This window comes from Candidatus Lokiarchaeum ossiferum, from assembly GCA_025839675.1.
GTDB classification, from domain to species: domain Archaea; phylum Asgardarchaeota; class Lokiarchaeia; order Sigyniarchaeales; family Promethearchaeaceae; genus Lokiarchaeum; species Lokiarchaeum ossiferum.
In genome coordinates this window covers 4,182,822-4,208,584 of the sequence record CP104013.1, presented here as the reverse complement: position 1 = coordinate 4,208,584, position 25,763 = coordinate 4,182,822, and the positions used below count along the sequence as shown (strand labels likewise).

27 protein-coding genes are annotated in these 25,763 nt (G+C 33.6%); 14 read left to right on the top strand and 13 right to left on the bottom strand.

What is annotated here, in order from left to right; all coding sequences use genetic code 11:
• Positions 1-16: 16 nt before the first annotated feature.
• Positions 17-583, top strand: coding sequence for an inorganic diphosphatase (locus tag NEF87_RS17970; RefSeq protein ID WP_371802825.1), 567 nt, complete (start codon positions 17-19; stop codon positions 581-583).
• Positions 584-589: 6 nt separating this feature from the next.
• Here NEF87_RS17970 and NEF87_RS17965 read toward each other — a convergent pair whose 3' ends face one another.
• Entirely contained in the window at positions 590-1,627 is a 1,038-nt protein-coding gene (locus NEF87_RS17965) for a leucine-rich repeat domain-containing protein (protein ID WP_457916916.1), read from the bottom strand.
• A gap of 78 nt (positions 1,628-1,705) precedes the next feature.
• Positions 1,706-2,350: a hypothetical protein gene (locus tag NEF87_RS17960; protein WP_457916915.1), complete on the bottom strand. Its 645-nt coding sequence runs from the start codon at positions 2,348-2,350 to the stop codon at positions 1,706-1,708.
• A 110-nt stretch (positions 2,351-2,460) separates the two neighbouring features.
• On the opposite strand from NEF87_RS17960, the gene NEF87_RS17955 reads away from it, so the two are divergent.
• Complete coding sequence (locus NEF87_RS17955; protein ID WP_457916914.1) at positions 2,461-3,204, top strand: AAA family ATPase; 744 nt, start codon at positions 2,461-2,463, stop codon at positions 3,202-3,204.
• 18 nt (positions 3,205-3,222) lie between these two features.
• Here the strand turns inward: NEF87_RS17955 and NEF87_RS17950 are convergent, their stop codons facing one another.
• Complete coding sequence (locus NEF87_RS17950; RefSeq protein ID WP_457916913.1) at positions 3,223-4,467, bottom strand: tRNA (guanine(10)-N(2))-dimethyltransferase; 1,245 nt, start codon at positions 4,465-4,467, stop codon at positions 3,223-3,225.
• A gap of 168 nt (positions 4,468-4,635) precedes the next feature.
• Between NEF87_RS17950 and NEF87_RS17945 the strand changes: the two genes are divergently transcribed.
• Positions 4,636-5,286: an SAM-dependent methyltransferase gene (locus tag NEF87_RS17945; protein WP_457916912.1), complete on the top strand. Its 651-nt coding sequence runs from the start codon at positions 4,636-4,638 to the stop codon at positions 5,284-5,286.
• 1 nt (position 5,287) lies between these two features.
• On the opposite strand, the gene NEF87_RS17940 is transcribed toward NEF87_RS17945, so the two are convergent.
• Entirely contained in the window at positions 5,288-6,088 is an 801-nt protein-coding gene (locus tag NEF87_RS17940; RefSeq protein ID WP_457916911.1) for a hypothetical protein, read from the bottom strand.
• Between the two features lie 62 nt (positions 6,089-6,150).
• On the opposite strand from NEF87_RS17940, the gene NEF87_RS17935 reads away from it, so the two are divergent.
• On the top strand, positions 6,151-7,122 hold the full coding sequence (locus tag NEF87_RS17935) for a hypothetical protein (protein WP_457916910.1): 972 nt from the start codon (positions 6,151-6,153) through the stop codon (positions 7,120-7,122).
• Between the two features lie 11 nt (positions 7,123-7,133).
• Here NEF87_RS17935 and NEF87_RS17930 read toward each other — a convergent pair whose 3' ends face one another.
• A complete protein-coding gene (locus NEF87_RS17930) occupies positions 7,134-8,225 on the bottom strand; it encodes a hypothetical protein (protein WP_457916909.1) in 1,092 nt (363 codons plus the stop codon).
• Positions 8,226-8,347: 122 nt separating this feature from the next.
• On the opposite strand from NEF87_RS17930, the gene NEF87_RS17925 reads away from it, so the two are divergent.
• Positions 8,348-8,821, top strand: coding sequence for a hypothetical protein (locus NEF87_RS17925; RefSeq protein WP_457916908.1), 474 nt, complete (start codon positions 8,348-8,350; stop codon positions 8,819-8,821).
• Positions 8,822-8,951: 130 nt separating this feature from the next.
• Here NEF87_RS17925 and NEF87_RS17920 read toward each other — a convergent pair whose 3' ends face one another.
• Together NEF87_RS17920 and NEF87_RS17915 are read right to left on the bottom strand one after the other, a co-directional pair.
• On the bottom strand, positions 8,952-10,103 hold the full coding sequence (locus tag NEF87_RS17920; RefSeq protein ID WP_457916907.1) for an ATP-NAD kinase family protein: 1,152 nt from the start codon (positions 10,101-10,103) through the stop codon (positions 8,952-8,954).
• 81 nt (positions 10,104-10,184) lie between these two features.
• Positions 10,185-10,643 (bottom strand): glycine cleavage system protein H, encoded by a 459-nt coding sequence (locus tag NEF87_RS17915; RefSeq protein ID WP_457916906.1) that lies wholly within the window; start codon positions 10,641-10,643, stop codon positions 10,185-10,187.
• A 61-nt stretch (positions 10,644-10,704) separates the two neighbouring features.
• Here NEF87_RS17915 and NEF87_RS17910 point away from each other — a divergent pair, with 61 nt between their 5' ends.
• From NEF87_RS17910 to NEF87_RS17890, 5 genes are all read left to right on the top strand, one after another.
• Entirely contained in the window at positions 10,705-11,493 is a 789-nt protein-coding gene (locus NEF87_RS17910) for a 6-hydroxymethylpterin diphosphokinase MptE-like protein (protein WP_457916905.1), read from the top strand.
• Between the two features lie 25 nt (positions 11,494-11,518).
• Positions 11,519-11,821, top strand: coding sequence for a hypothetical protein (locus NEF87_RS17905; protein WP_371802809.1), 303 nt, complete (start codon positions 11,519-11,521; stop codon positions 11,819-11,821).
• Between the two features lie 213 nt (positions 11,822-12,034).
• Complete coding sequence (locus NEF87_RS17900; protein WP_457916904.1) at positions 12,035-12,349, top strand: hypothetical protein; 315 nt, start codon at positions 12,035-12,037, stop codon at positions 12,347-12,349.
• Between the two features lie 606 nt (positions 12,350-12,955).
• Positions 12,956-13,240 carry a SemiSWEET family sugar transporter gene (locus NEF87_RS17895; protein ID WP_457916903.1) on the top strand — a complete coding sequence of 95 codons (285 nt, stop codon included), beginning with the start codon at positions 12,956-12,958 and terminating at the stop codon, positions 13,238-13,240.
• A 150-nt stretch (positions 13,241-13,390) separates the two neighbouring features.
• Positions 13,391-13,777, top strand: coding sequence for a hypothetical protein (locus NEF87_RS17890; protein ID WP_457916902.1), 387 nt, complete (start codon positions 13,391-13,393; stop codon positions 13,775-13,777).
• 33 nt (positions 13,778-13,810) lie between these two features.
• Here the strand turns inward: NEF87_RS17890 and NEF87_RS17885 are convergent, their stop codons facing one another.
• Entirely contained in the window at positions 13,811-14,518 is a 708-nt protein-coding gene (locus NEF87_RS17885; protein ID WP_457916901.1) for a hypothetical protein, read from the bottom strand.
• A 468-nt stretch (positions 14,519-14,986) separates the two neighbouring features.
• Between NEF87_RS17885 and NEF87_RS17880 the strand changes: the two genes are divergently transcribed.
• The gene (locus NEF87_RS17880; protein ID WP_457916900.1) at positions 14,987-16,723 is read left to right on the top strand and encodes a serine hydrolase; all 1,737 of its coding nucleotides are present in this window, start codon (positions 14,987-14,989) and stop codon (positions 16,721-16,723) included.
• A gap of 337 nt (positions 16,724-17,060) precedes the next feature.
• Here the strand turns inward: NEF87_RS17880 and NEF87_RS17875 are convergent, their stop codons facing one another.
• The 4 genes from NEF87_RS17875 to NEF87_RS17860 are packed head-to-tail and all read right to left on the bottom strand — an operon-like array spanning position 17,061 to position 21,859.
• A complete protein-coding gene (locus tag NEF87_RS17875) occupies positions 17,061-18,281 on the bottom strand; it encodes an ATP-binding response regulator (RefSeq protein ID WP_457916899.1) in 1,221 nt (406 codons plus the stop codon).
• 14 nt (positions 18,282-18,295) lie between these two features.
• Positions 18,296-18,655 carry a response regulator gene (locus NEF87_RS17870; protein WP_457916898.1) on the bottom strand — a complete coding sequence of 120 codons (360 nt, stop codon included), beginning with the start codon at positions 18,653-18,655 and terminating at the stop codon, positions 18,296-18,298.
• The gene (locus tag NEF87_RS17865) at positions 18,652-20,370 is read right to left on the bottom strand and encodes an ATP-binding protein (RefSeq protein ID WP_457916897.1); all 1,719 of its coding nucleotides are present in this window, start codon (positions 20,368-20,370) and stop codon (positions 18,652-18,654) included. The genes NEF87_RS17870 and NEF87_RS17865 overlap by 4 nt, the downstream gene beginning before the upstream one ends.
• 25 nt (positions 20,371-20,395) lie before the next feature.
• The gene (locus tag NEF87_RS17860; RefSeq protein WP_457916896.1) at positions 20,396-21,859 is read right to left on the bottom strand and encodes an extracellular solute-binding protein; all 1,464 of its coding nucleotides are present in this window, start codon (positions 21,857-21,859) and stop codon (positions 20,396-20,398) included.
• 137 nt (positions 21,860-21,996) lie between these two features.
• Here NEF87_RS17860 and NEF87_RS17855 point away from each other — a divergent pair, with 137 nt between their 5' ends.
• The 3 genes from NEF87_RS17855 (at position 21,997) to NEF87_RS17845 (ending at position 24,930) form a co-directional block, all read left to right on the top strand.
• Positions 21,997-23,424, top strand: a complete 1,428-nt coding sequence (locus tag NEF87_RS17855) for a hypothetical protein (protein ID WP_457916895.1) — start codon at positions 21,997-21,999, stop codon at positions 23,422-23,424.
• Positions 23,425-23,555: 131 nt separating this feature from the next.
• Complete coding sequence (locus NEF87_RS17850; protein WP_371802802.1) at positions 23,556-23,969, top strand: 30S ribosomal protein S19; 414 nt, start codon at positions 23,556-23,558, stop codon at positions 23,967-23,969.
• Positions 23,970-24,051: 82 nt separating this feature from the next.
• The gene (locus NEF87_RS17845) at positions 24,052-24,930 is read left to right on the top strand and encodes a DUF2268 domain-containing putative Zn-dependent protease (RefSeq protein WP_457916894.1); all 879 of its coding nucleotides are present in this window, start codon (positions 24,052-24,054) and stop codon (positions 24,928-24,930) included.
• 103 nt (positions 24,931-25,033) lie between these two features.
• Here NEF87_RS17845 and NEF87_RS17840 read toward each other — a convergent pair whose 3' ends face one another.
• Complete coding sequence (locus NEF87_RS17840) at positions 25,034-25,648, bottom strand: hypothetical protein (RefSeq protein WP_457916893.1); 615 nt, start codon at positions 25,646-25,648, stop codon at positions 25,034-25,036.
• Positions 25,649-25,763 lie beyond the last annotated feature (115 nt).

The following is a 25,763-nucleotide window of genomic DNA, read 5'->3' as shown; positions in this document are numbered from 1 at the left end:
ATTATCATAGGTTAAAATGATGAAAGAACTTCAAAAATATTGGCAAGTTATTTCCCCTGGTTCTGATGTCCCTAAAAAGGTCAATGCTATTATAGAATGCCCAAAAGGGACTCAAAATAAATACGAAATGTCTAAAACAACGAATCTTTTAAAGTTAGATAGAGTGTTGCATTCAAGCGTTATTTATCCGCAAGATTATGGATTCATTCCAGGCACATATGCTGATGATGGTGATCCTTTAGATATCTTAGTATTAATCACTCACCCTACATACCCTCTAGTCTGTTTGGAAGTACGACCTATTGGCGTTTTACTGATGGAAGATCAAAATGGAGTGGATGAAAAAATCTTGGCTGTTCCAGATATGGATCCCATATATAAAACATACGAGGATATCGTGCAATTACCTCAGCACTATATTGATGAAATTCAAGAATTTTTCAGAACATATAAAAATTTAGAAGAACATTCCTACTCAGAAGTAAGAGATTGGAAAGGGCGTGATTACGCACATATGATCATTTCCAAATCAGTTGAGGCATTTATTAAAAAATTTGGGGATATTGCCAAAATTCATCCATAATTTTCTTTAGCCCTCGTCTTGACTACTTGCTTCATGAACATTGGTTAATTGGCATTTTTCCCCAACTATTAAATTATTTAACCATTTTTTAACTTTATCTGAATTAGAAGTTAATGGGTTATAACTAATATCTAATTTTTCTAAATGAGTCAATTTGCAGATAGATTCTGGAAAAGCATCGATTTGGTTACTATCCAACCCAAGTGAAATTAAGTTGGAAAGACTTCCGATAGATTCAGGAAGGGATACAAGTTGATTTCTTGACAACCCCAATAATTTCAACTCTTTTAGTTGGCAGATGGAATCTGGAAGTTCAGTAAGTTTATTGTTCCACAAATCGAGATAGTTTAATTTTGGGTGTTTTCCAATATTTTCATGCAAACGTTCTAAATTGTTATGCCCAAAATCCATCCCAGACATGAATGTCAATTTATTTATCCAAGGAGGCAACTCGGTGAGTTTATTGCCTTGAAATTCAAGTTCTCTGAGTGTTACCATTTTTCGAATCATGAGAGGAATCTCTGTAAAAAGATTAAACATCAAATTAAGTCGTGTAATTCCTACTAAATTACGCAATTCTAAGGGTAATTTCTTGAGTTTATTATAACCCAAATCGAGTATTCTTAATTGCTTCAATTTACCAATAGAATGAGGAAGTTCTTCAATATTTTTTTTATATAATCCGAGTTCAAGAACCCGAAAGTTATCCGATACATATCCAAAATTTAGATCAACTTTTTCGATTTGGGGGATTGATTCTCCTAAAATATGCTCAAGTTCAGTTAATGCTTCATACTCGTACATTAAAAGAGGATCACCATGGTATTTTCCCTGTAATGCAAAATTATTCCGAGAAGGAGAATAAATTAATCCCAGAAAATTAAATTTCTTTATTGAACTTAGAATGGTTTTTTTCTTCATTCCAGTTAATGAAATAATAGTTTGAAGATTGAGTGCTTTTCGGGCTCTCCTTAAATGTTTGTACAACTGCACTTCCATCTCATTAAAATCTTGTAGGAAACTTCCTTGATTAGATGCACTCACACTAAGACAAATTCTTTGATCTATTTCTTTATTTGATCTTAGGAAGTTTTGAAAAAAAAAACAACAATGTTTTTGAAACTAAAAACCAGTAACTATTTTTCCTTTTCTTCGACCGATTAAGATAGCTGCTTGCTCATGAACAGATTTAACCCCTATTTTCTTACATCGGGAAGAATTTGAAGTAAATCTTTCATTCACTAATGAATAGTGTACATTTATATTTGCCACTTGACGAACTATTAATGCTTTAAGAAATCTTTTTGTTAGCTGGGAATAACCATTTCCAATTTTAATCATCTTCGAAGGATTGGGATAAATCCCAAAAATCTCTTGAATAAATGAGCGTACTCGGTCAAGAGAGGTAAACTCTGTACTGTAAAGATAATACCCATCTAAAAATATTGCAAGACCTGTCCGAACTGTGCCAGGGTCAAGAGAAATAGTTATCTCTCTCGCAGTAGGAATATTTTTTAAGTGTTGGCACGTTCGCAACATAATTTCATCTAATGAATATGAAGGCAACACGATAATGACATCAATGTAATCAGGAATATCAGGGTCAAATAGATCCAAGTCAGATTGGGTTGTTATTAAAACTTTTGTGGAAGGGTTAATACATCTAAAATCATCCAATGCATTAAATTCAAAATTTTCGCTTTTGAATTTCTTTGTTATATGATAAAACAAACGCAAATCATTTGTATAGATTCCAACATCCGACAAAATTTTCACCCAAATTTTTAAATGTTCGACCCTAATTAAACAGTGTACTTCAAGTTTAAAAATCTGAGCAACGTTCATAAATATACATTTATATCGGATTGATTCGTTAAATGGATTACATTCCCAATGAAGAAATGATATTTTCCCAAAAAAAGGATAAATTCCCATATATTTCAATAAATGATTTTGTTTCGTCTTTGTTATTGAATCCTCAACTTACTATGCTATGGGGAGATGTCGGAACTGGAAAAACTACAATTGCCTTGCAACTCATTCTCCAAATTCTTGAAAAAACAGATCAAAAATGCTTCTACTTACACACAAAACAAAGTCCAATCAAGCAGTTAATTAAACGAATCATACCTCAATGGGATAAATTCAAATCACAAGTTCTTTTTTGGCAAGTAAACACATTTAAGGAACAACTTGATGTCATAATAAAATGGCAACTGCAAATTGAACAGCTAGAAAGATTTTTTAAACATCCCAAAGTAGGATTTATAATTATTGATGAAATTGCGAGTCAATACTTATTAGAATTAGGAACGGATAAAAAAAACGAACACATTAATCAAGAAATGACCTTAATTTTGGCCACTTTAACAAAAATTTGCAGAGAAAAAGAAATACCTGTGTTGTTACTCAATAATTTCACCAAACGTAAACAAGATGATGAAACCTTGGTTGCGATGCCCTATGGAGGAAAAATCATATCTTATTGGACGGACAAGGAAATAAAAATTGAAAGAACACCTCAAGTATCTCGCATGAAATTTTCTCTCACCAAAAATAACTCCATATCGATTTTACCCTCCACATGGACTTATCTCTTGGGAGATAGGGGATTTTCTTAAAAAATTTTTGTTTATTACTTAACTATTATGAAGATTCACTAAAATTTCTTTCAGTAAATTGATCGGAATATCAGATTTTATTGCTCGTGGGTCAATGTGAGTCATTCCCGCTTGAAAACCAGCAGCATGTATTTTTTGAAGAATATCTGTGGATTTCGAAACAGAAACATTGAGAAGATCGCATAATTTATGGAGATCATAATATCCCGGTGGAAATTGATTTTCCTCCTTCACTATATTCAATAGTTTTGTCAAACGTTTCTTGGAAGGAATTTGCTCTTTAGTTGACCCATTTAAAACTAAAATTGTTTTTTCTACAAATAAATTATCATGCAATGGACCAATCCAAAGTGGTCCACCATAATCAATTTTTGACCCACATAGAGGACAAGATGATCCCACTTGTGAATTACGTAAATCAAGACCGATAGTTTTCCGCCAATCACATTTTGGACACCACAACATATAACCAGAATTCGCAAGATTACGATTCACACCTCCTTTTCCTTTAAACACACGCACAAAAATACGAATATAATGTTCAAAACTTAAAGACATTTGAGGTTCAATATAATTCATATAAGGATGAGCGCGAATTGCCGTATAATAAAGTAATAAACGAAGTCCCACCTCCTTAAGAAAAGAAGAACGTAAACATCGCAAATTATATTTTCTTGCACAAGCTGTTGGTTTTACACCAAATAACACAGCAGTATCAGTTGCAGTAATCCCCACCAAACCTCGAAGAGCTACTGCTCGCAAAGCAGGTTCAATAAATATATTGGGAGTACCAAATGGATCTATGTCAATAGATGATGGATATTGACGAGAATTATGGAGCTTCGAAAAAAGAAAAGCAGCATCTTCATTTGTAAGCTCAAGATCTTCCCGAGAAAAGTTGTTTAACTCTAAATTTTTTTCAATAATTTTTAGAGCAAGGGGATTTAAGTCATTACTAATCACTTTTATAGGATGATCGAGATATTTTAACAATCTTAAAGATCGAATTCCCGAAGCTGCCATGGAATCACAAATTGTAAAGGGCTGAAAATGCTCATCATCTGCCGTAACTTGTTGAAAAGCTCGATATACAATTTGGCTTAAGGATCGATTGACTTCTTGTATGGGATTATAAAAAACAGGCATAGATTTTTTTAAAGCACTTCCACTATCGGAATATTGTGTGGAATCAAACGTATAAAACTTAATTTCACCTTCTTCTCGTATAATTAATTTAGCGAGAGCTGCTTCAAAATTATCCATAATATGGTTAAAAAGAATTCAAACCAAAAAAAATTATTGAGATTTCGACACCTCACGTATTTTCAATCTCAACTGAATTTCGTCCAATAAATAAAAGATTTGATTAGAAAACGAAAACCATTACTACGATCCAAAATTCATTTTATCATCCCTAGAATGTGATATCACATGGCGAAGAAAGGAAATTCTTGGATTAATAAACAAAGAAATGATAAGTACTATAAGAAAAGCAAGCAAGAAAACCATCGTGCCCGTTCTTATTATAAATTGAAACAAATTAACGAAAAATATAATATCTTTCAAGTCAATGGGCGAAATTCCAAGCGCATTCTCGATTTAGGTGCTGCACCCGGGGCATGGTTGGAATACATTAAGGACGAATTTCTCAAACGTCCCATTGATCAACAATCCAAAAAATTCAAAGCAATTGGGATCGATTTGACATCAATTAAACCATTTGAAGACGTTTCTTTCATTGAAACATATAGATTAGATATTTTTAAAGAACAATGTGCCAAAGTAATTCAAGAAAATAGCCCATATGATGCAATTGTTTCCGATTTAGCCCCGAAGACTACCGGAGATTTCCGAGATGTTGCAATTCAATTATCTATGGTTGAAAAAGTATTTGAAATCGCTTTAAAACACTTACGTAGAAATGGCAACGTTGCAATAAAGGTCTTTCAATCAGAAGAAACTAATGAAATTCTTCAAAAGTATAAAGAACATTTCTCAATGTTAAAGAGGATGAAACCACAATCTTCCAGAGATACTAGCCGAGAATTATATATCATCGGCTTAAAATTTAAAAAATTTTAGTTTATTCAACCTTTTTTACTTCTTTAGCGGCTTCTTCTTTTGATTCAGCACGAGATTTTTTGGATGTGTAATCAGGATGAAAAGGATTGCCTGTAAATGGTTCAGGACTATTTACTGATGAAATCAACCAATCTGTTAACCACGCACAAGATTTAGGATTATAAAGTTCTTGCCCATCACTACATTTTTTTATATAAGGACAAATAAAACACGGTAAATCGTTAGCTGTATTCCATACTAATTTAGTAGATTTCTTTTTTGTTGAAATATCGATACCATAATCTTCAACTTTTTTAATTCGAATGATCCATCTTGAATTTTCCATCACTAACTTCGTTGTGATTTTGGGAGGATTTCGATTTTCTAATCGTTTACAAGCTTTTTTGATCTCTTCTACAGAAAAACCAAAATTCGACTCAATATCGTCAAAATATAAAATATGTTGGGGTTGAACTTCAAGTAGATCTAAGATTTTTTGATCCACATCAGAATAATTTAATTTTTTAGTCTTAGCAGAGACTACCTTTTTTCCCTTTGATGTTCGTTTCCGAGAAGATTTCTTCACTTTTTTTGAAGCGGTAGCTTTTTTTGCGGAGCTTACTTTGACCGAGGTCTTTTTTTTCTTGGTAGTCCGCTTTGCAGTAGTTTTTGTTTTCTTTCCAACAGCTTTCTTTACTGTTGTTTTCTTTTTTGCCACTGCAGTCTTTTTTTTTGTAGATTTCGTCGATTTTTTAGCTTTCGTCGTTTTCTTTGCTTTTGTCGATTTCTTTGCTTTCGTCGATTTCTTTTTTTTAGCTACCATATCTTTATAAATAAGGTTCCAAAATAAAAAAATTTTATTGTTTTCCCTTTACACAATAAGATGTGGAGATTTTTGATCAAGTAAACTTGGATCAAGAAAGAATGGTTCAATTAAAAAAAAAAGGGTGGACGGATCTAAGTTTTTTTGCTTTGTTAAATCGGGAAGAAATGATTTCGATACTTGGGATAGAGAAATCTCAATCAAATTTAAAGAAATTAGACTATTTAATTGAAAAAATTCGGGCAAAATATCAGCCAGAATTAATGAATTGGCACGCTTCGTTGGAAGATCAATGGAATGTTACATCTGGTTCTATAAACATGGATAGTATTCTTGATTTCAATGGTATAAACGCAGGTCAACTTACTTTGCTCTATGGACCATTTCGATCTGGAAAATCTCAATTTGCTCATCAATGTTTAATATCCGTTTATCAAAAATTTCAACAAAATCTCCCAGAAAAAATCGCACTATTTATTGATACGGAAAGCACATTTCGTCCAGAGAGAATTGGACAAATGGCAGTCGGACAAGGATTATCCCCCCATGAACTTTTTAAAAAGATCGATGTAATCTCACTACAATCCCTCTCAGAATTTTCTCAAGTTTTTCCAAAAATTCCGGAAATTCTTCGTACAAAAGAAAGCAAATTTTTAGTTATTGATTCCCTTACTAAACTTTATCGCCACGAAATTGCCTTAAATAATAAACCAATCAATTCGATTATTGCAGACTTAGCAAGTAAACTGAATAAATTGCAGATATGGGCAAAACAATTCAATATCCCAATATTAGTCACATCCCAAGTGACCGCTGCAATGGACGATTCACATTTTTTTAAGGTTATTCCTATCTTAGCAACAACACTAGATATGTACATAAAACAGTGGATATTATTAGGAGAAATTGAACAAAATTCAATTGTAACAACGGAATCTGGTGTAAGATACGCTCATTTGTTGAATAGTCAAACAAAAAGAGAACAGATTATAAAATTTCAAATTACAATGGAAGGAATCAAAGACTACTTTTGATTGTCCAGGGGCTATTTAAAAATGGGAACTCCATTGGTAATGATCTGTTTATCATTGATAAAAAGATTGGCGCCTGGAATAACGAAATTTAAATGAGTATCGGATTTCACAACCCCACCTAATGTATCACTGGTACCAAGTCCAATATAACACGTCCCGAGTATTTTTTGAGCTTCTAATAATGAATCATGTTTGGTTGCAAATGGATTTAACCCAATTCCAAATTCCGCTAAATTACGCCGCGATAATTTTAATTCTTCTGTAGCTGGAGACCGATTTCCCTCTTTAAAACCTAAAAATTCCATCAGACTATCCTTAGCACCTTCGATCGCCGATACACACCCATGATCAAAAATGAGGGTTAAAAATTCACTTTCAGGGTGGCAAAATTTGGTCCAAACTCTTGGAATTGAGATGCGACCAAAAGCATTTTCTTGAATATCAGGGGAAATATGAATATCTCCAGCAGGTAAATTTCCACTCATTCCTGGTTTGTGAAACAAACCAAAATTATGGCGGAAATGACGCTTATTACCTAAGATATCAAATTCCAAGCAATTTTTTGATTGATCTTGAATTTTAACTTGGCATTGTCTTTCAGTGTCTTCTTCTTTCGCTTTAATTATCTCATTTATATATTTCTCACCAAGTACCCGCATTTTGTCATGGTCAGAAGCCATCGGGCGGGATACTTCAAACATATCAGGTGTGAAACCAGGCATGGAAGCTCCTCGAGCACCATTGTTACAAGCTTCCAGAATACCATCTGTATGAGTTAAAGAATAGGTCGTAAGAGCCACAAAAATATTATGCGATTTCATCATCTCGATTACATTTAAGGGAATTTCTTTGCCAGATTGAAATGTTGCAGGATATTTAATCAAGTTAACTTCAGATTCACTAAAGATATCTTGTGATCTCATATATAATAATTCAACAAAATTCGAGCGTTGATTTATCATCTCGCATTTACGTGAATTTTGTTCAGTAATATACTCTACAGGCACATAATCCGAGATAAATAAGATGCTTTCCCCGGGTTGTTTTTTAAAATTAATATTGAACATCCTTCGGATCGCCAACCCGAGATCATCGAGAACCATACTATATTATTTTACCAACCAGAATTAAAGGTTTAGGTAGTGATCAACTTTCTTTATTTTCACAAAGAAAACCCAAAGAAAAAAACCAAAATCAATTTAAAAAAAAAACTAATAAGCTTAGTATGAGTGAAAAACTCCAAGATAAATTTGGGAAAAAAATGCCATGGGTTATGGGCAATCAAGTTAGAATTCCCCGAATCAAATACCCTACCTATCGTGAAGGTAGTTTATCTTTACCGAGTCCAGGGCGAAGTATGATGCTATTGGGCACGTTCATCTTTCTTTTCTGGTTGTTGATGGGTGGAATTTACATTCTCATTAAAGAACCAAGTGCAATGGGAGGAAATGCATCAGGTGCAATCATGTGGCTCTATCCTTCAACAAGTGATGCTTTTGTTATTGAATCAATTGTTGCGGCAGTACTTATTTTTATCGGCGGATCAGGATTCTTTTTATTATACAATGCAACCAAACATTCCTTCAATTATAATTATGCAATCAAATTATTAATTTTGGGTATGGTATTAGCAGGTACAAGCTTCGGTATTCTGCAATACATGATGGCAGTTAAAACGGGCAAAATAATAGTATCGTAATCTTTTTTTTATCTTTAGTTCTCTTTTTCCAATATACATCCTGTAGTCTCTAAAAATTGCTTTAGGTGTTTTTAAAGGTTATCACGTTTTAGAATCACTTCTAAAAGATTTTCTATAATAAATTGACCAACTAAACTACATCTACAATCTGCATTTCGCCATAATCTACCAAAACGCGATGGAGCCCTGTGAATTTTCTATCAAAATCGGGATTACGAGAGTCTATGCGCATCTTTCTGTCGGGTAAGGTCGAAATTTTGTATTTAGTTGCAATAATAATAATATTTTTTAAGCCAATTGTAGTAAGTACCTTCGGACTTAACTGAAGATTACCTCGACCAAAAATAAATCCTTGAGCCCCAATAGGTGTCACAACAAGTTTTGTTGGGTGATCAGCAATCATTTCCAAAATTTGTTGTTCGTTTAAGTCTTTAGCAACTAATTTCTTTTTGTAAAATAAATCAACTCCCAACAACGTTTTTTCTTCTTGTAATAAATTTGTAATCGCGCGGGTAGTAGTTCCAGGACCTAATAAATAATAATACTCAGATCCAGAATTATCCATTTGTTGAATAATCCATTCCGCCATTCTGTTCTGATTATGATGCTCATGATCCGTTTGAGGGCTGGCCATTTTGGAAGGTTGAGAGAGAGTGGGGACATAGGGAGTCATTAAATAACCATACAGTTTGGATAATACCCGATTTTCTCGAAAAGCATCTTCATCAATATCCATTACTTCTGATTCGCGCAAAGTTAACCCACCTTCAAGAAATATCTCGAGCAGTTCTGCTGCGGTCTTGGGATTTGTTGTAAAAACACTTGAATGAATTTTAACTCCAGCTGGGATCCCCATGCATGGGAGCGATGTGCCAACTGCTTCAACGATATTGCGAGCAGTTCCATCCCCCCCAACAAAAATAAGAAGTTTTACATGAGATTGAAGCATCAACTCTGCAGCTTTTTTTGTATGATAAGGAGAAGTTTCAAATAAAACAGTTTCAACTGGAAGATCTGAACTATGTAATAATTCGACATTGAATCCATTTTGGTTCAATATTGTTCCCCCCATGATCCCAGGCAGGGAAACAAAAGAGATGCTTTTTTTATCTACAGAAAGATGAGATAAGAATTCTTGCACTCGTCGATTTGCTTGAGCAACAGCTCCCAACTCACGAGATTTCTGAAGAATTTCTACACCATCAGACCCTTTCAAACCAACGGATCCGCCCATCCCAGCAATAGGGTTAATTATAAATCCAATTTTGGCAGGAATATTCATTTTACATCACGAAATTAATATTACAAGATTCAGAATATAAACTCAGGTAAATGTCGAATCAATGAAGGAGAGAATTAAAGATCAGTATAAAGATTTGAGAAATTGTGCATACTCCTTGTAATCCATTAAATTGCATAACTCTTGGTCAATTTTTGTAGGTTCCAAAGTAATCAACCAACCTCTCTCGTAAGGAGAAAGGTTAACTCGCTCAGGCTCAACACATAATTCGGAATTGACAGAAATGACTTTTCCTGAAAGGGGAGAATATAGTTGAGAAACAGTTTTTGCACTCTCAATAGTCACATCTGGAATTGGAGCCGATGAGGGAAAATTTCCTTGAAATTTGACTTGAGATAATTCAGTCCCAGGCAGTGACCTTTCCATTAATTCCACCATTGAGATCTCGCCCATCTCAGCTTGAGCATAATCAGTCAATCCAATTGTAGCCACATCTTCATTCAAATCCACCCAATTATGTACTTTCGAATAAAAGAGCGACTCTTTCAATATTATTATGTTTTTCCCAAGGATCAATTCCATATTTTTGACCTACTACTTAGAAAAGAAAAGATTTTTTGTAATAAAAAGAATATGGTGATATATGGATTCAAATCTTCTTGAATACCCAAATGCTGCTATTTGGTATCAAAAAATTCGAGATGTTTTTGATTTCGATCAAAACAATGACATTATTGCACGAGATCTACTTTACTCCCTTAGAAAGAACATTCCCGTGGAAAATGTGATTAATTCCCTTCAAAATCGATTAAAAAAAAAAAACTTGATCTTTTGTGGTGCAGGTCCAAGTCTACAGCCAATTTTAACCATAATGGTCCAGATCTTAGAAAAACACCGAGAAAACTTTTTTATAATCGCGGCAGATGGGGCAACTCGATGTTTAAATGAACTTACACTTTATCCAGACCTCATTGTCTCCGATTTAGATGGAATAACACCAGATCAATTGCAAAACAACCTCAATTCAGGATGCATAGCAAGTATCCTCGGTCATGGAGATAATATTCCTAATATCCATCGTTTCAAATCGATATTACAAACTTCCCCCAATTTGATTTGCACCACCCAAACCACTTCCCGATATCCGATAATTAACCCGGGAGGATTTACCGACGGCGATCGAGGTCCTTTCTTGCTTCACCACATCATACCATCAAATTATCCCTTTTATATGATCGGATATGATTTTGAGGATAAAATTGGGAAATATTCTAAACCAAATCTTTCAACAGATCAACCTATGACAGATTTCAAAAGGAAAAAATTAAAAATATCTCAAGATCTCTTCGATGAACTTCAGCAAAACCACTCGCGCAATTTAATTTTCATTAATTCTCCCCAGCAATGTGAAAGATTTAATTTAATGAACTAGTTTGTTATCATAAGGAAGAGAAACTATGGAAGATGAAACATCTCAAAATTCAAAACCCCAAGGCCGTTGGCAAAGATTAAAGAAAAAGGCAGTCAATAGTTATCAATCCGCTAAGTCAAAATATCAAGATTACAAAACTGAGCGTGAAAACCTTCAATTTACTGAAAAAATTTCTGGGGTTAATATTGAGCATATCGATGAACATAGCAGCATCCTTAGATGTTCTGTATGTGAATCCGCCATTCCCAAAGAATTACTTTTACCCCTAAAAGCAGGTCAGCGCATTATTTGCGAGAAATGTGGAACAGAAATTACCCCAAAACCATAATTCTACAAGGACCAATTAAACTATTTATTTTTAATTGCTTCTAATTTCTAAAAGAAATGTTTTATAATAAAAACTAGAGTTCATTACCAAATAAAAAAGGAATTTATTGATTTTCTGAGATGAAATTGGAATCAATTGGTTTTTAAAGGGCATTTAATTTTAGGAGTTAAGGATATATTTTATCCTCTATATAATCTTATAAAGTGAAAAAATATGGGTAAAGATAAAGCATTCGGAATTGTCATCTTGTTGATCGGATTGGCAATGTCAGTCTTATATATTATTTGGGGTCCTTTGGATTTAATCAATGATGGTGCAACTACCGGAATTTGGGCTTTCTTTGATTGGAGATGGGCCGTCGTAGTTCCAATGACATTAGCTGTGATCATGATCGGTTTACTTGCTATGTGGATTGGATATTCAATGATTACAACCCCACCACCAGTACCTCTTGAAGAATTAGAAGAAGAGTTGGAAGCTGAAGAAGCAGCTAGCAAAGCAGCTGAAGCCGAAACAAAATCAGAATAAACGAAAATTCAAAAGCTTTTTTTTTGGTATCATAGGGAGATTTCTACAATCCTTCCCTTTTTGCCATTCTCATCTTCAATTCTCTCAGAAAAGAAGCAATCATCCTTTCAAGTCTACTTAAATTTGCAAATGAGTGATCTAAATAACGTGGCAATCAATTTTAGCAAATTATAAGCAAATTGGTTGACTTAGAAAGGAATTAAAGAAGAATTTTCTTAACAAGGGGAATATATTCAGGAAAATAATATAAAAGTCGCTCCTTAACAAACAAATCAAAGGTCGTTTGAATCAGATTAAATATTTTCTCAATTTTGAACATTTTAATGGGATTTCGTAGCTGAGGGAAACTGGATCTATTTCATTGTGCGATTGAAAATTCTACATCCATAAGGGATCCTTAGATTTTTATCTTTTTTTGCAAAAAGAGCCATTAAAAAAATTGGCTTTAAATTTCGAGGATTTTTAGAAGCAATTGAAAAGATTCTTGAATTTTTGATTTCTAACCAAAATCGATCTAATCGGAAAAAATTGTAATCTTTCATTTTAACTGATTAAAAAGAATAAAACGAAGTCAAGTTTTATAAAGGTGTGAAATAATTCCACGTAATGGCACTCTGGTATGAACTAGTTGGATCTGTGGCTGCGATATTGACAAGCATCAGTTTTATTCCTCAAGCATGGAAAGTCTATCGGACGAGAAAAACCGATGATATTTCACTTAGTATGTGGATTTTGTTTACTACCGGAGTTACTTTTTGGATTATTTATGGATTTTTCCTTCAAGATTGGAATATTGTTGGAGCCAATGGCGTTACTGCCCTTTTGGCAGGATATATCTTGGTGAAAAAAATCCAATACTTGATTCGACCAACTTTGAGACAGGAAATATAACATTTTTACAAATTGAATTGAGAGACGTGACTATCTTAAGAAAATCATTCATTTTCTTGATTTTAGTTAAGATTTTTTTAAGGAGAAAAACACTTTCCGTATTGTTTCAAAAAAAATGGTTCTTATATCATTCTACATTTTATGATTATTATGAAGCGGAATATTTACGGAAGAATTTGGGGGATAGGACAAATTCTTTTCTGGGTAATATTAATTCCGTGGACTATTCTTACCATGCCGCTCAACCTTTATTATGAATCTCATGTTGCCCCAACATGGCTTGCAAAAATTTATGGCCTTCCATGGGTTGGCTGGGAAGTTGGAGTTATTATTGTCTCAACCTTCTCTATTTTTTTGGTAGCAGGGGGAATCATATGGTTAGGTTGGCAAATGTTACACCCAATTACCCATCATGATATTAAAATATCTAATCATGAACGGTTAGCCCGAGTTAAGGGGTTTTCTAAGATAGATTTCTTGCGAAAAACTCATGAAGAAGCGAAGGAGTATCAAAAAAGGAAATTTTGGCAGAAATAGATTCGCTAAATGATTCTAAAAAAGTCAAAAAATCTAATTATAATGATTCGGATTAAATACCCGAACGATATCTTTTTCATCAAAGTTGCCTTTATAGGTTTCCTTTAATATCACCCAGACATCTTTAGAAGGATTAATAATTGTATGTAAATTTCCTAGGGGGATATAAAATTTGGTTCCTTGGGGATTATTGTAAGATACCTTAGATCCTGAAATGACTATGGGTTCTCCGGCAGCAATTTCCCAATATTCTTCCCTTTTAGCATGACTTTGTAGGCTAATCCCTAAACCAGGTCGCACAAAGATTAGATTGAATTCAGGATAGGAAAATTTAATGGAATACCACTTGGGGAGGACATCAGTGTATCCAGCTGGAATATCATAGGTTTTAATGAATTCTGCTGAATCATAATCCACATGATCTTCATGCTCATATAAATATGGATCATAGAGGATAGAATGCTGAGTATAATCAATTTCACCCGTCTCAACACAGATCGTCGTTTCAGATGTATTCAAAACCATGTAAGCATTTTCTGGGGGGATTGTGACTTTTATTCCATCGGTGGAAGCAATCCCTACATGATTTATGGGGATTAAAATGTCTTCTAAAATCATCATAACTTGATTAAGTTGAGATTTTTCCTTTGGATCTTTGGGAGTAATATTGAGGGTCATCAGTGATGAATCATTTTGTCGTAATTTTGTGCCTCGTCCCGTGGTGAGGATTATTTGACTCATATTTCATAGCTCAATGTCCTTTCCTTTAAATTTTTGCAAATAAAAAAAAAGGATGAATAATTTATATCTAATTTTTCCAGCAAATAAAACGAAAAATCGTTCGTAAAATTGGTTTTTTGGTGGTAATCATATCATTGTCATGGTATTACTGAAAAAAAGACAATATTTCCGTTTTTTTGACTTTTTTTCTGGTTTTCCTATTGTCATGCTACATAATAATAACGTACGTTATAATTAGTATGGTGCCAGATAGGGGTGATAGGAAGGCCAACGGCCTGACTAACAAGGGGAATTTTTTCGATAGGTGGAAGACTGGTTTATTCCATAGGTTATACCTATAGATATTCCAATATTGCTTATCACCGTAGGAATAATGATCTTGTGGATAGAAAGTATGCTTTATGAATTTCGAAAATTGGAAAACTTTATTGAAGAATTAAATTTTTCTAAAAACAGAGGTAATATTGTATGAAAAATATTGATGTGAAAGAAGAGATAAAATCATTAGAACAAAAACTAGAACTGCATTTTCAAAAAAAAAAATCTTCTGGATTAGCAATTGTTATTACTCACGAGAAGGAAATCATTTATAGTCAATGCTATGGATATAGAGACATCGAAAATAACATTTCGATGACAGAGGATACATTATTTAATATTGCTTCCATTTCAAAATCATTCACAGCGGCCTCGATTGCATTCTTAGTAGATCAAGGATTATTGGCTTGGGATGAGCCATTACGAAAAAAGTTTCCACAATTCCGAACTTCCGATAAATTTGTAAATGAGCACGTTACCTTACGAGATTTATTATCCCATCGGACAGGATTATCTGGTCATGATATGATGTGGTATTTGGATGATAACTTCACATATGAAAAACTACTATCGCGAATGCCCTATTTAGAATTCTCAAAAGATCTACGAGAAACTTACCAATATAATAATTTGATGTTTTATGTAGCGGCTAAAATTGTAGAAGAATTCAGTGATATGAAATTTTCTGCTTTTTTGAAAGAAAAAATCTTAAATCCCCTTGGAATGGAAGATACGACCTTATCGGATAACGAAGCATTCGAAACACAACGCATGGCGAAACCATATAAGAATGATCCTAAGGGGATCCATTTAATGAATTATCATACTGAATCGACACCAGGCGCAGGAGGAATTAAAACAACTCCAAAGGATTTAGCGAAATGGTTAATGTTCCAATATAATCAAGGAAAGATTGGAGATAAATCTTTAATCGCCCCAAAGATTTTTTCCCAACTCCACAAACCTACCACGATTATTGAGGAAGAAGATCGTGATTTATTCCCCAAAAAAAACTGGAGAAAAATGGAGAGCTATGGTTTGGGATGGTTTATAAGTATGTATCGAGGTTTCGAAGTGATCACACATACCGGAGGAATTGATGGATTTAATAGTCAAGTGACGTTTTTACCCGATAATAACATAGGTATTGTGGTGCTTGCAAATGAATACCCTTCAATTCTTCATAAAGCAGTCAGTAATGAAATTCTTGATATAATACTCGATCTGGAACGTTGGGACTGGATGGAAGAATCCACTAAAACCCGTGATTCAGTTAAAAATGCCCAAAGGGATATGAAAAAGCTCATTCTTAACAGTGCAAAACAACATACCCATCCATCTTTTCCATTAACAGAATACAAAGGGAAATATAAACACCCCGGTTATCCAATCTTTGAAATAATTCAAAATGAGGAGAAACAGTTAGTATTAAAAACCCCGCGGTTTGAATTTCCTTTGGTTCATGTCCACTATGACACATTCATGCTTTATTTCTATCTTTGGGATGAATATTGGCCTGTAATATTTAATCAAAACGCTGATGGAGAAATTACGAAATTCGAAATCCAATTAGATGAATTACTTCCACCCTTAAAATTCGAACGACAGCCCGATAATGCATTAAGAGATGAACGCTTGTTAAAATTGCTTATAGGAACCTATGATTTTCTAAACAATCCTTTAGTGATCCAACTGAAAAATTCAACATCTCTCGAAGCGGTTTTTCTGGGTGAAACTCCTGTAGAGCTTTTTCCTCTGCGTAATTTACGTTTTCAAATAAGAAATTCACTGATGAAATTTACATTCATTCAAGATGAAAATGACGAATATCGTGAACTTCACATCAGAACAACGAATTCTATTTATAAATGTAACAGAATGGATTGAAAAATTGAATTCTGATAAAATTTTTTATTTAAATTTTCCTGCAAGTAAAACAAAAAAACGTTCGTAAAATTGGTTTTTAATGTCAATTGCGCTCTTTAGATCGATATTATTAAAAAAGGGGAACAATTCCTTTTTTTTAACTTTTTTCTGCTTCTCCTATCGACATGTTACACTATAATCACGTAGATACTATTAGTATCATGTCGCATTCGATGATAGTAGTGCCAACAACCTGATTGACAAAATATATTTTGTCGGAAGGAAAAAAAAACAACACTCATTTTATTAAATAACCCAAAAACCTCAAAAAATGAATCGAAACTAATTCAGATTTGAATTATTCATAATTTTGTTCAAAAATTGGGAGAAAAATTTGAAAAGTCGTACCGGGTTCAGTTTTTGGGTTGGACTTGAATGAAATATACCCACCATGGCGTTTAATAATTGTATAGCAAGTTGCTAAACCCAATCCATTCCCTTTTTCTTTGGTGGTAAAATAAGGCTCAAATATATGCTGGTGGACGTTTTGTGGAACACCTACACCTTGATCTTTAATGGATATTTGAACATATGGCCCGTACGGTAAGGGAAATTCAAGATCATCAGAGATATGCACAACTTCAATTGAAACATGTATTTCTCCACCATTTTCCATAGATTGATTTGCATTGATTAATAGATTGTTAAACACTTGAGTCATTTGGCCAGAGTCAACCTCAACTTTGGGTAAATTCTTTTGTGTGTTAATTATGCATTTTGATTTGGAACCTCGTAACACAAGTGAAATCGATTCTTCAATTATAGGAGTGATATCCTTAGTTTCTTTGATAATATTCCCATCTTTTGAAAAAGCAAGAAGTTGCTCGGTCAATTCGCTAGCCCGTAGTGTCGCTTTTTCAATATCTTTTAAAGAATCTTGAACTTCAATACTTAAAGACTTATCCGTTTGAATAATATTTGTATTTCCTAATATTCCTACCAATAGATTGTTAAAATCATGAGCAATTCCCCCAGCAATTAAAGCGAGTGATTCAATTTTTTGGGCTCTTAAGCGTTCCCCATCCATTTGTTTAAATTTTTCAAGTTCACGAGTCTTTTTTTCCAATTTATTGATTAAGCGTTCGTTATAGAGCTTAAAAATCTCCTTCTCAGGTTTTTTAATATAATTTTTACGATAATCGTGATCAGCTTGTTCTTTTTGCAGCAGTTTTTGAATCTCCTGTAAAAATAATTGAGGATCCATAGGTTTTCTCAAAAACTTATCTGCCCCCAATTCCATAGCAAATTCTTCATCTTCTTTTTCTGTATAAGTAGCAGTATAAAATACAAATTTTAAACCATCGAATTTCTTTAAGCATCGGACTATTTTGCAGAGTTGAAATCCATCCATTTCTGGCATTAAAATATCAGAAATAACCATAATAAAATCGAATTTAAATAATAGCTCAAGAGCTTCTACACCATTTTCAGCCAATATAGCCTCATAACCTAATTTAGTGATCATACGTTCAACTAAATAATTATTTTCTTTTTTGTCATCAATTATCAGGATTTTCATTTTATTCCTCTGCTTTATAAAAATTTTTTTAATTCTTCAATAAATGATTTTGGATCAATTGGTTTTTCAATATATACATTGCAACCTGCTCTTAATGTTTTTTCTTTATCTCCAACCATAGCGTATGATGTTATTGCAATAATTGGGATGTTTTTTGTTTTTTCTATTGACCGAATCTTCTTTGTAGCTCCATATCCATCTAATATTGGTAATTGAATATCCATCAAGATTAGATCAGGGCTTTCAGCGACTGCAAGTTCTACTCCACTATAACCATCTTGTGCTTCAATCACATGACATCCATATTTTTTTAGAATAGTGCGCATTAAATAGAGATTTGTTTCATTATCTTCTATTACAAGAACTTTTTTCATTTTTTAACCTCTTCTTCATAATTCAAAGGTATAGTGAATGTGAATTCACTGCCTTGACCAAAATTGCTTGTAACGAAAATTTCCCCATGAAGTAAGTTTAGCAATTTCTTGCACAGATATAAACCCAATCCAGTACCTTCATGTTTCTTAGTTGAAGACATATCGATCTGTTGAAATGGTATGAAAAGCTTATGAATATCACTGGTTAACATTCCGATTCCACTATCCAAGACAGATATTTTCAAATGTGTTTTATTCAATGGTTTTACAGCAACTTTGATAAATCCATGATCCGTGAATTTAATGGCATTAGCAAGAAGGTTCACAAATATTTGTTTAATCCGACGTTTATCACACCTAATAATCAAATTCTCTGGAATTTCACGCATTATTTCTAATTCTTTTTCTCTTATTAATGGTAAAACTGAATCCAATTGAGTGTTCAAAACTACAGAGAGATCAAATGCTTCAATTTCTAGATCTACTTTACCAGCTTCTATTTTTGATATGTCTAATATATCATTTATTAATTCTAAAAGATGATTTGCACTTTGTTTTACCATACCAAGTTGTGTTCGTTGCTCTTCATTTAATTCACCTTCCATATCCATCAAGAGCCAACCAGAAAAACCGATGATAGAGTTTAGAGGAGTTCGCAATTCATGGCTCATACTTGCTAAAAACATACTTTTCAATCTATCCAATTCTTTCAATCTAATGTTCGCTTCATTTAATTCTTCTGTTCGTTTTGTAACACGTCGTTCTAGATTGTCATGTGCATGTTGCAACTGATCTGTTCTTTTATCAACAGCCTTTTTTAACAATAAACTTGCAGAAGCGAATGTGACTAACAAACCAATAGAACTAATTAAGGTAGGTATTATCCAGCCTGGAATATTCAAATATACTTGATTATAAATATACTTATCAATCACCTTAAAATAGAAAGAATCAGAATCCTCCTTTAATAAAAGCAGATGTTCATCAATTTTTGAGATAAGAATATCACTCTTATTTTCACCCTTTGGAAAAGCAAACATAAGTTTTCTAGGGTTGAAAATAATTGCAGTTCTTTTAATATTGTATTCACTTTCTTTTGATATTCCAAATAATCTATTAACAATTCCCGCATCCGCTCCACCTTCGCTTAACATTTCAAAAACAAGATCATAATTCTCTAATTCTATGAAAGTGCAATTGATACCCAACTTCTGTGTAACATTTTTAATTCCATCTTCGCCATCCGTGTGAATGCTTCCTTTCATAACCGCAACTTTTTTTTTTTCGAGATCTTTGAGAGACTCTATATGAGAACCTTCTTTTCCGTATACCACACCCCAATTTGTAAATATTTCAATATTGTTGAAATCATATATTTCAGCTCTTGAATCAGAATATGCAACATCAACCATAATATCTATATCTTTTCTTTCCAATCTCTCTAAGCATTCGGTCCAACTACCTTTCAGATACTTAATTGTCCAACCTTCTTTTTCCGCAACATATTCTAAAAGATCAGGAAATAATCCAACTACCTTACCATTATCATCCTCAAAAATCTTTGGAGGATTATCATATTGCCCAACAAGAATTTCGAGGTTTTCTTCAGAAGTTGGTGTTAGAGAAGAGATTAAACTAGCAATGATGAGCGTAGAAATGACTGATAATATGATTATTGAAATTATTATAATTCTTTTCTTATATCTCTTTATCATATCTCTTCTCCTTTTCCACATAAATTTAAACCACCTTTTTGTTAGTATTTATCTTCCTTTGTATTGATCTTCTAATATATGATAGAATAAATAGAGATAGCGCACTTGTTGCTATGGTTGTTGCAAGGATGATGAAAACGGTCAAATTTTTATTCTCTTTTTCATCAATTATACGAGTAATTTCTTCATTCATATCAGTTAGTGCAGTGTTAACATCTTTCCTGAAGCTTAATAAATCATTCATGTTTTGTGCTATGACCGATGAAATTAAGGAATATTTAGGATGAACAGGCCTAGTAATAGTTTTGCCAAGTTGTTCTTTCCAATTTTGGATCCATTCATAATTTGATGGCGGATTATCATACACAGATTTTAATGCAGGAAAATTTGAAGCATTTGTAAGTTCAAATTCTTGTGCCAGTTTTTTTCCAAGAAATTTTATTAAATTCCAAGCAGCAGCTTTATTTTGGCTAAATGCCGGTATTGCCAAAACAGACCCCCCAACACAAGAGGATTTTTCGTCTGGAGAATCTGTAGCAGTTGGAAGTGGAAGAACTCCAAAACTGATGTTGTAATTTATTGAACTGGTGTAGGCGAATGTCCATTGTCTCATGAAAATAGCTTCCCCAGCAAGCCATTTTTCCATAGATAAACTTTCATCCATGTTTATGCACTCATATGGAATTATATTAGAATTTAGTTGAACATCAACCCCTTCTTGTGAAGTTAGTTCTTGCAAAAAGGTCATAGCATCTTCAACACCAGAATTAATAATATTTACATCCCCATTAGAATTAATAATACCCGTAGCTCCAAAACTAGCTGCCCATTCAAAGAAATTAACTACTGCCCCTTCGTAAGTATCAAATTGACTAATAAATCCAACTAAATTTGGATTTCTCGATGCGAAGTTTTCATTTTTTAAAATGTGATTTGCTGTTGTATTCAATTCTGCCCAAGTATTAAAATCATTTTCAGTAAAATTGTATGCTTTTATTAAATCCTTTCGATAATACAATATTCCTAAATTCATAAAGTAAGGATATGCATATGTTTTTCCATTATACTTGCAAGATTTTACCAAGCCATCTGCAAAGTTACTTAATTCATTAGATTCTAAGCGAGAATCAAGTGCTTCAACCCATCCATTTTCTGCAAATTGTGCAAGCCAAATGGTATCAAGCCCTATGACATCAAATTCGTTTGACTTTAGTAGCATCTGCTCCACTAAATAAGAATGCTGATCTTCTGCTCGAGTCCCAGAAGCAATTACTTCGATACTATCCACACCAGAACCGAGTGGATCTGCCAAAAAATCATCGATAATCCCCATAATAGCAGGGACTTGTTGATCAGACACAATTATTTTCAAATTATCTTGTGATGAGATTATAATTTCAGAAGAACTATCTGGAGTTAAATATGAAGATGAAAAAGTAATAATTACAAGTGAAAAAGTCAAAATCTTGTAAAGCTTTTTTATCTTCATTTTTAATCAGTACGATTATGTGGCTACATTGGTAAAAACGTTTCCAAGTTTTAAAATTATCTCATAACTAATTTTCCAATTTTGTTCATAATTTTATGTCTAATCCATTTTTTGCTAAATTCAAAAAAGAAAATGAAATGGTTTTTAAAAACTCTAAAGCTATTCTACCTATGGCCTACCTATATCTTGCAGATCAAGCCCACTTGCGTAAAAAATCGGAAAAATATTCGAAAGATGCAAAAACGAATCTGAGAAATAAGAAAGATGACCAAAGTTGGGGAGATTCAATGGGATTTTTGTTTAAAGTTATTAAATTTATTGATCAATCTCGAGTATATCGGTTTACCAAGATATTTCCTCACAGCGCCCTTAATGGATGGGGACACCTTTTTGGACAGCTATTTTTTGGGAGGTCCAAAAAAGTGCAGCGACGTATGCAAGCGAGTATCAGAGCACTTTACCCAGAAAAACCGCAAAAATGGATTAAAAAAGTGAGTGTTGCTAATGGAAAATACATGGGAATGCTCTTATTAGATGTTCTTTTTCGTTTACCGCAAACGTGTGATTTCCAACCAGGAGAACAAGTATCATTACATAGATATGAAAGATATGATCTACTCGATCGGGAATTAGCCAAAGGCAAAGGTGTAATCGTTCCTATCCTACATATAGGGGAACAATTTCATTCACCTCAATTATTTTTACATCCAAAAAGGTATAAAATGTCTGTGACCGCAAGCATTAAAAATCTACCAATGTGGGAGAATAATAATCGGGCTCATTTCAATAACTTGAATATTTATGCCAGTACATCTTATTCAAAAATTGCCCCCTTGTTAAAACGTGATTTAGAACGAAATTATGCCTTAACGGTTTATCATGATTATAGCTCAACAAAGCAACTTCGAGCCCCAGTTATCCATGGAAAATACCCTTACTTAATTCACACCCCTCAAAGTTATATCAGCCTCCATAAAAAGACAGGAGCCTCGATATTACCTTTAATTGCATTCCCAGATGGTGTTTTTGGAAAATCAAGATTAAGATTTATCGACAATTCATCGATCATGAACATATCCCAAAAATATTGGGATGCACCTAAAAAAGAATTCCATGGGAGAATGTCAACGGAATTAAATAGCATTTTATATCCTTACATTCGAGTTTTTGCTCATCAATGGGAAGAATTAATGCGATTTGCAGGATTACGAGCCGCTGACAAAATTAAATTTGAAGCCAATATCACAGCTAAGGATTTCATCGATCAACTTCAAGAAAAAATGCTGTGGATCATTGACCAAAGTTTTGAACCGGATCGACCCGATGACCAGCTTTTAGCTTGGATTCAAACAACCTTTGAGGAATTAGAGGGAAGCCTTTCTCATCCCGAGGCAATAGTACGCACCCATAAGACATTCGTGGATCTATCATTGATGAACGCCATTTCTGAACTCCAAAAACTTTCCACAATAGCAATGCAAGAACTCACTAAGCTCGAAGAGCGTGACGCGGTAACCATCTTCCAAAAGTTTTTCTCTCAAATTTCAGCTCTCCAATCAGAGTGATTTTTTCACTTTTTAGAAATACCTAGGTTTAAATGCCATGAAGTGCGCTAAAACGTAAAAAACAATAAATTTTTTAATTTATGGAAGACTTCGGATCTCATTATATCATCTACGATGATAAGTGAATTAACATGTCGGAATCACGAAGAAAATTCCTATATCGGGGAAAAGACCTCGAAGAACTCAAAAAAATGAGTATGAAACAATTTTTAGATTTAATTCCTTCCCGTCAACGACGCACCCTTAAACGAGGAATGCCACGACGACAAAAGAAATTACTTAAAAAATTAAAAAAAGCCAGTAAAGCTTTGAAAGATGGGCGTGAAATTACTGTCAGAACTCACAATCGTGATATGGTAATCTTCCCAGAATTTATTGGATTAACAATTGGTGTCCACAATGGGTTAGAATTCATTCCTGTGAAAATCTCTCCAGAACACATTGGACATTACCTTGGTGAATACAGCCCAACCTGTAAAAAGGTTTCCCATGGAAACCCTGGGGTTGGAGCCACTCGATCCAGTCAGTTCGTACCATTAAAATAATTTTTTTTTCTCTCTATCTTTTCTACATTCCATTTTTCTGATATTATTCCATTTAATTTATCATGCAGTGAGTTTTTTTACAATGAAAAAATCATTCCAAATTATCGATGTTTATACTCATTTTGATCAGTTTTGGCAAATGGCTTCCAATTTGACTGATGAGGAATATATGGACGCATGGTATTCGATATTCATGAAAAATCACTTAAATTTAAGAAGAAAGTTGGTTCACGAATATGAGGTTGATGGTTATGAATGGAAATCTATTGTTAAAAATTATGTTTTTTCCGATCTACAGAAAAATGCCACTTCTTTTACAAAAATTGGAAAGCAAATTCAAGAAATCATTCCAACCATCCATATGAAATGCCAAGAACTTTTCCAAATCGAATTCCCGATAAATTACGTGATTTATGTCGGGATTGGGATGGGGGCGGGGTGGGCAACATCGTTCATCAATGAAGCAGCAGTTTTGTTGGGACTAGAGAATATCCTCCAATGTGGATGGACATCAGAAGAACGCTTGAAAGCATTAGTTGCCCATGAGGTTGGGCATCTCATTCATTTGAAGGAACGAGGTTGTAAGGATTTTAAATTTCATAATGATGATCTTCTTTTTTCAATTTATGAAGAAGGGATGGCAATGTGGGCCGAGCACCAAATTATGGGATATAATGACTGGCACATGCAAGAAGGACAAGATAATTGGGTAGAGTGGTGTTATCAACACAAGCATATCTTAGCCCAAAAATTTCTTCAAGAGTATCGACTGAATGAGGCCCAGACATCAAAGAATTTTTTTGGATCATGGTTCAATATTGAGGGAAAATCACAAACGGGCTATTTTCTAGGGCATGAGATTATAAAAGAATGGTTAAAATTATTATCCTTCAAAGAAATTGCACTTTTACCCGAAAAACATATTTATATCAAAATTCTTGAGACCCTAGAACAATTCTAAGAATTTCTATGGTTGAAACGAGAATTAGTAAAAAAAGGTTGATTAGAGGAAATATATGATTTTGAACGCTAGATTAAATCGAGAAGGAAAGGGAAAAATGAACTTATTTCAAGCTTATTTTCTTGGTTTTAATTGCTAATGTAATGAGACTCACACTTCCAAGCAAAAATAACCCATATCCAGGAATTCCTTTGTTGGTTTCATCTGCATATGCTTTGATATCGATATCAGTCCACGATATTAGTCGTATAAAACTATCGTCAGTTCCGCTGGCATACACCATAACCCCCGAGGCTAAATCATAATAATAGGAAGTCACAATTTCCCCATTGGCCCGTTCGATTATTACACAGTCGATCTCTTCATCTAATATAGTAGTTGACGCCTTTTCATAACTATTTTCCCCATAGGAGGTGACATTTTCGACCGTCACCCAAAAATTTGGCATAGGAACATTTTCAGTAATGTTTTCTTTTGGATCTCCATAAAAATCAAATTCTTGAAAATCAATGAGCAAGTTTGAGCTGTTGGAAATGGAATTGTAAGTTGCCTTAATATAGCCCGTTGTGGCTTTTCGTTCGCCAGTCGCCCATACAATGGAGTCCCCCTTTGAAAATGTGGAGTTCACAGTTGTAAATGAAGAAAAGATTAATAATCCAAAGAAAATGATTAATAATATACGGGGAAGTGATTTCGACCGGAGTGTAAAATTATTCATGTACCTAAATTGGCAGTCTATTATTTTATTTGCTTTGGTTTTTTTTCTCCTTACAAAACAAAAAGTTTTCTTCCCAAGGAGAAATTTTGCCTAAGGGGGGGACAGCTTCGTATAT

Bases quoted from the DNA above. Each gene is read 5' to 3' on its own strand.
- NEF87_RS17970 (WP_371802825.1), top strand. From the start codon at position 17: ATGATGAAAGAACTTCAAAAATATTGGCAAGTTATTTCCCCTGGTTCT.
- NEF87_RS17865 (WP_457916897.1), bottom strand. From the start codon at position 20,370: ATGATAAAGAGATATAAGAAAAGAATTATAATAATTTCAATAATCATA.
- NEF87_RS17840 (WP_457916893.1), bottom strand. From the start codon at position 25,648: ATGAATAATTTTACACTCCGGTCGAAATCACTTCCCCGTATATTATTA.
- NEF87_RS17870 (WP_457916898.1), bottom strand. From the start codon at position 18,655: ATGAAAAAAGTTCTTGTAATAGAAGATAATGAAACAAATCTCTATTTA.
- NEF87_RS17950 (WP_457916913.1), bottom strand. From the start codon at position 4,467: ATGGATAATTTTGAAGCAGCTCTCGCTAAATTAATTATACGAGAAGAA.
- NEF87_RS17925 (WP_457916908.1), top strand. From the start codon at position 8,348: ATGAGTGAAAAACTCCAAGATAAATTTGGGAAAAAAATGCCATGGGTT.
- NEF87_RS17915 (WP_457916906.1), bottom strand. From the start codon at position 10,643: ATGGAATTGATCCTTGGGAAAAACATAATAATATTGAAAGAGTCGCTC.
- NEF87_RS17875 (WP_457916899.1), bottom strand. From the start codon at position 18,281: ATGAAAATCCTGATAATTGATGACAAAAAAGAAAATAATTATTTAGTT.
- NEF87_RS17900 (WP_457916904.1), top strand. From the start codon at position 12,035: ATGGGTAAAGATAAAGCATTCGGAATTGTCATCTTGTTGATCGGATTG.
- NEF87_RS17880 (WP_457916900.1), top strand. From the start codon at position 14,987: ATGAAAAATATTGATGTGAAAGAAGAGATAAAATCATTAGAACAAAAA.
- NEF87_RS17860 (WP_457916896.1), bottom strand. From the start codon at position 21,859: ATGAAGATAAAAAAGCTTTACAAGATTTTGACTTTTTCACTTGTAATT.
- NEF87_RS17890 (WP_457916902.1), top strand. From the start codon at position 13,391: ATGAAGCGGAATATTTACGGAAGAATTTGGGGGATAGGACAAATTCTT.
- NEF87_RS17945 (WP_457916912.1), top strand. From the start codon at position 4,636: ATGGCGAAGAAAGGAAATTCTTGGATTAATAAACAAAGAAATGATAAG.
- NEF87_RS17905 (WP_371802809.1), top strand. From the start codon at position 11,519: ATGGAAGATGAAACATCTCAAAATTCAAAACCCCAAGGCCGTTGGCAA.
- NEF87_RS17895 (WP_457916903.1), top strand. From the start codon at position 12,956: ATGGCACTCTGGTATGAACTAGTTGGATCTGTGGCTGCGATATTGACA.
- NEF87_RS17955 (WP_457916914.1), top strand. From the start codon at position 2,461: ATGGATTACATTCCCAATGAAGAAATGATATTTTCCCAAAAAAAGGAT.
- NEF87_RS17910 (WP_457916905.1), top strand. From the start codon at position 10,705: ATGGATTCAAATCTTCTTGAATACCCAAATGCTGCTATTTGGTATCAA.
- NEF87_RS17940 (WP_457916911.1), bottom strand. From the start codon at position 6,088: ATGGTAGCTAAAAAAAAGAAATCGACGAAAGCAAAGAAATCGACAAAA.
- NEF87_RS17855 (WP_457916895.1), top strand. From the start codon at position 21,997: ATGGTTTTTAAAAACTCTAAAGCTATTCTACCTATGGCCTACCTATAT.
- NEF87_RS17885 (WP_457916901.1), bottom strand. From the start codon at position 14,518: ATGAGTCAAATAATCCTCACCACGGGACGAGGCACAAAATTACGACAA.
- NEF87_RS17920 (WP_457916907.1), bottom strand. From the start codon at position 10,103: ATGAATATTCCTGCCAAAATTGGATTTATAATTAACCCTATTGCTGGG.
- NEF87_RS17930 (WP_457916909.1), bottom strand. From the start codon at position 8,225: ATGGTTCTCGATGATCTCGGGTTGGCGATCCGAAGGATGTTCAATATT.
- NEF87_RS17850 (WP_371802802.1), top strand. From the start codon at position 23,556: ATGTCGGAATCACGAAGAAAATTCCTATATCGGGGAAAAGACCTCGAA.
- NEF87_RS17845 (WP_457916894.1), top strand. From the start codon at position 24,052: ATGAAAAAATCATTCCAAATTATCGATGTTTATACTCATTTTGATCAG.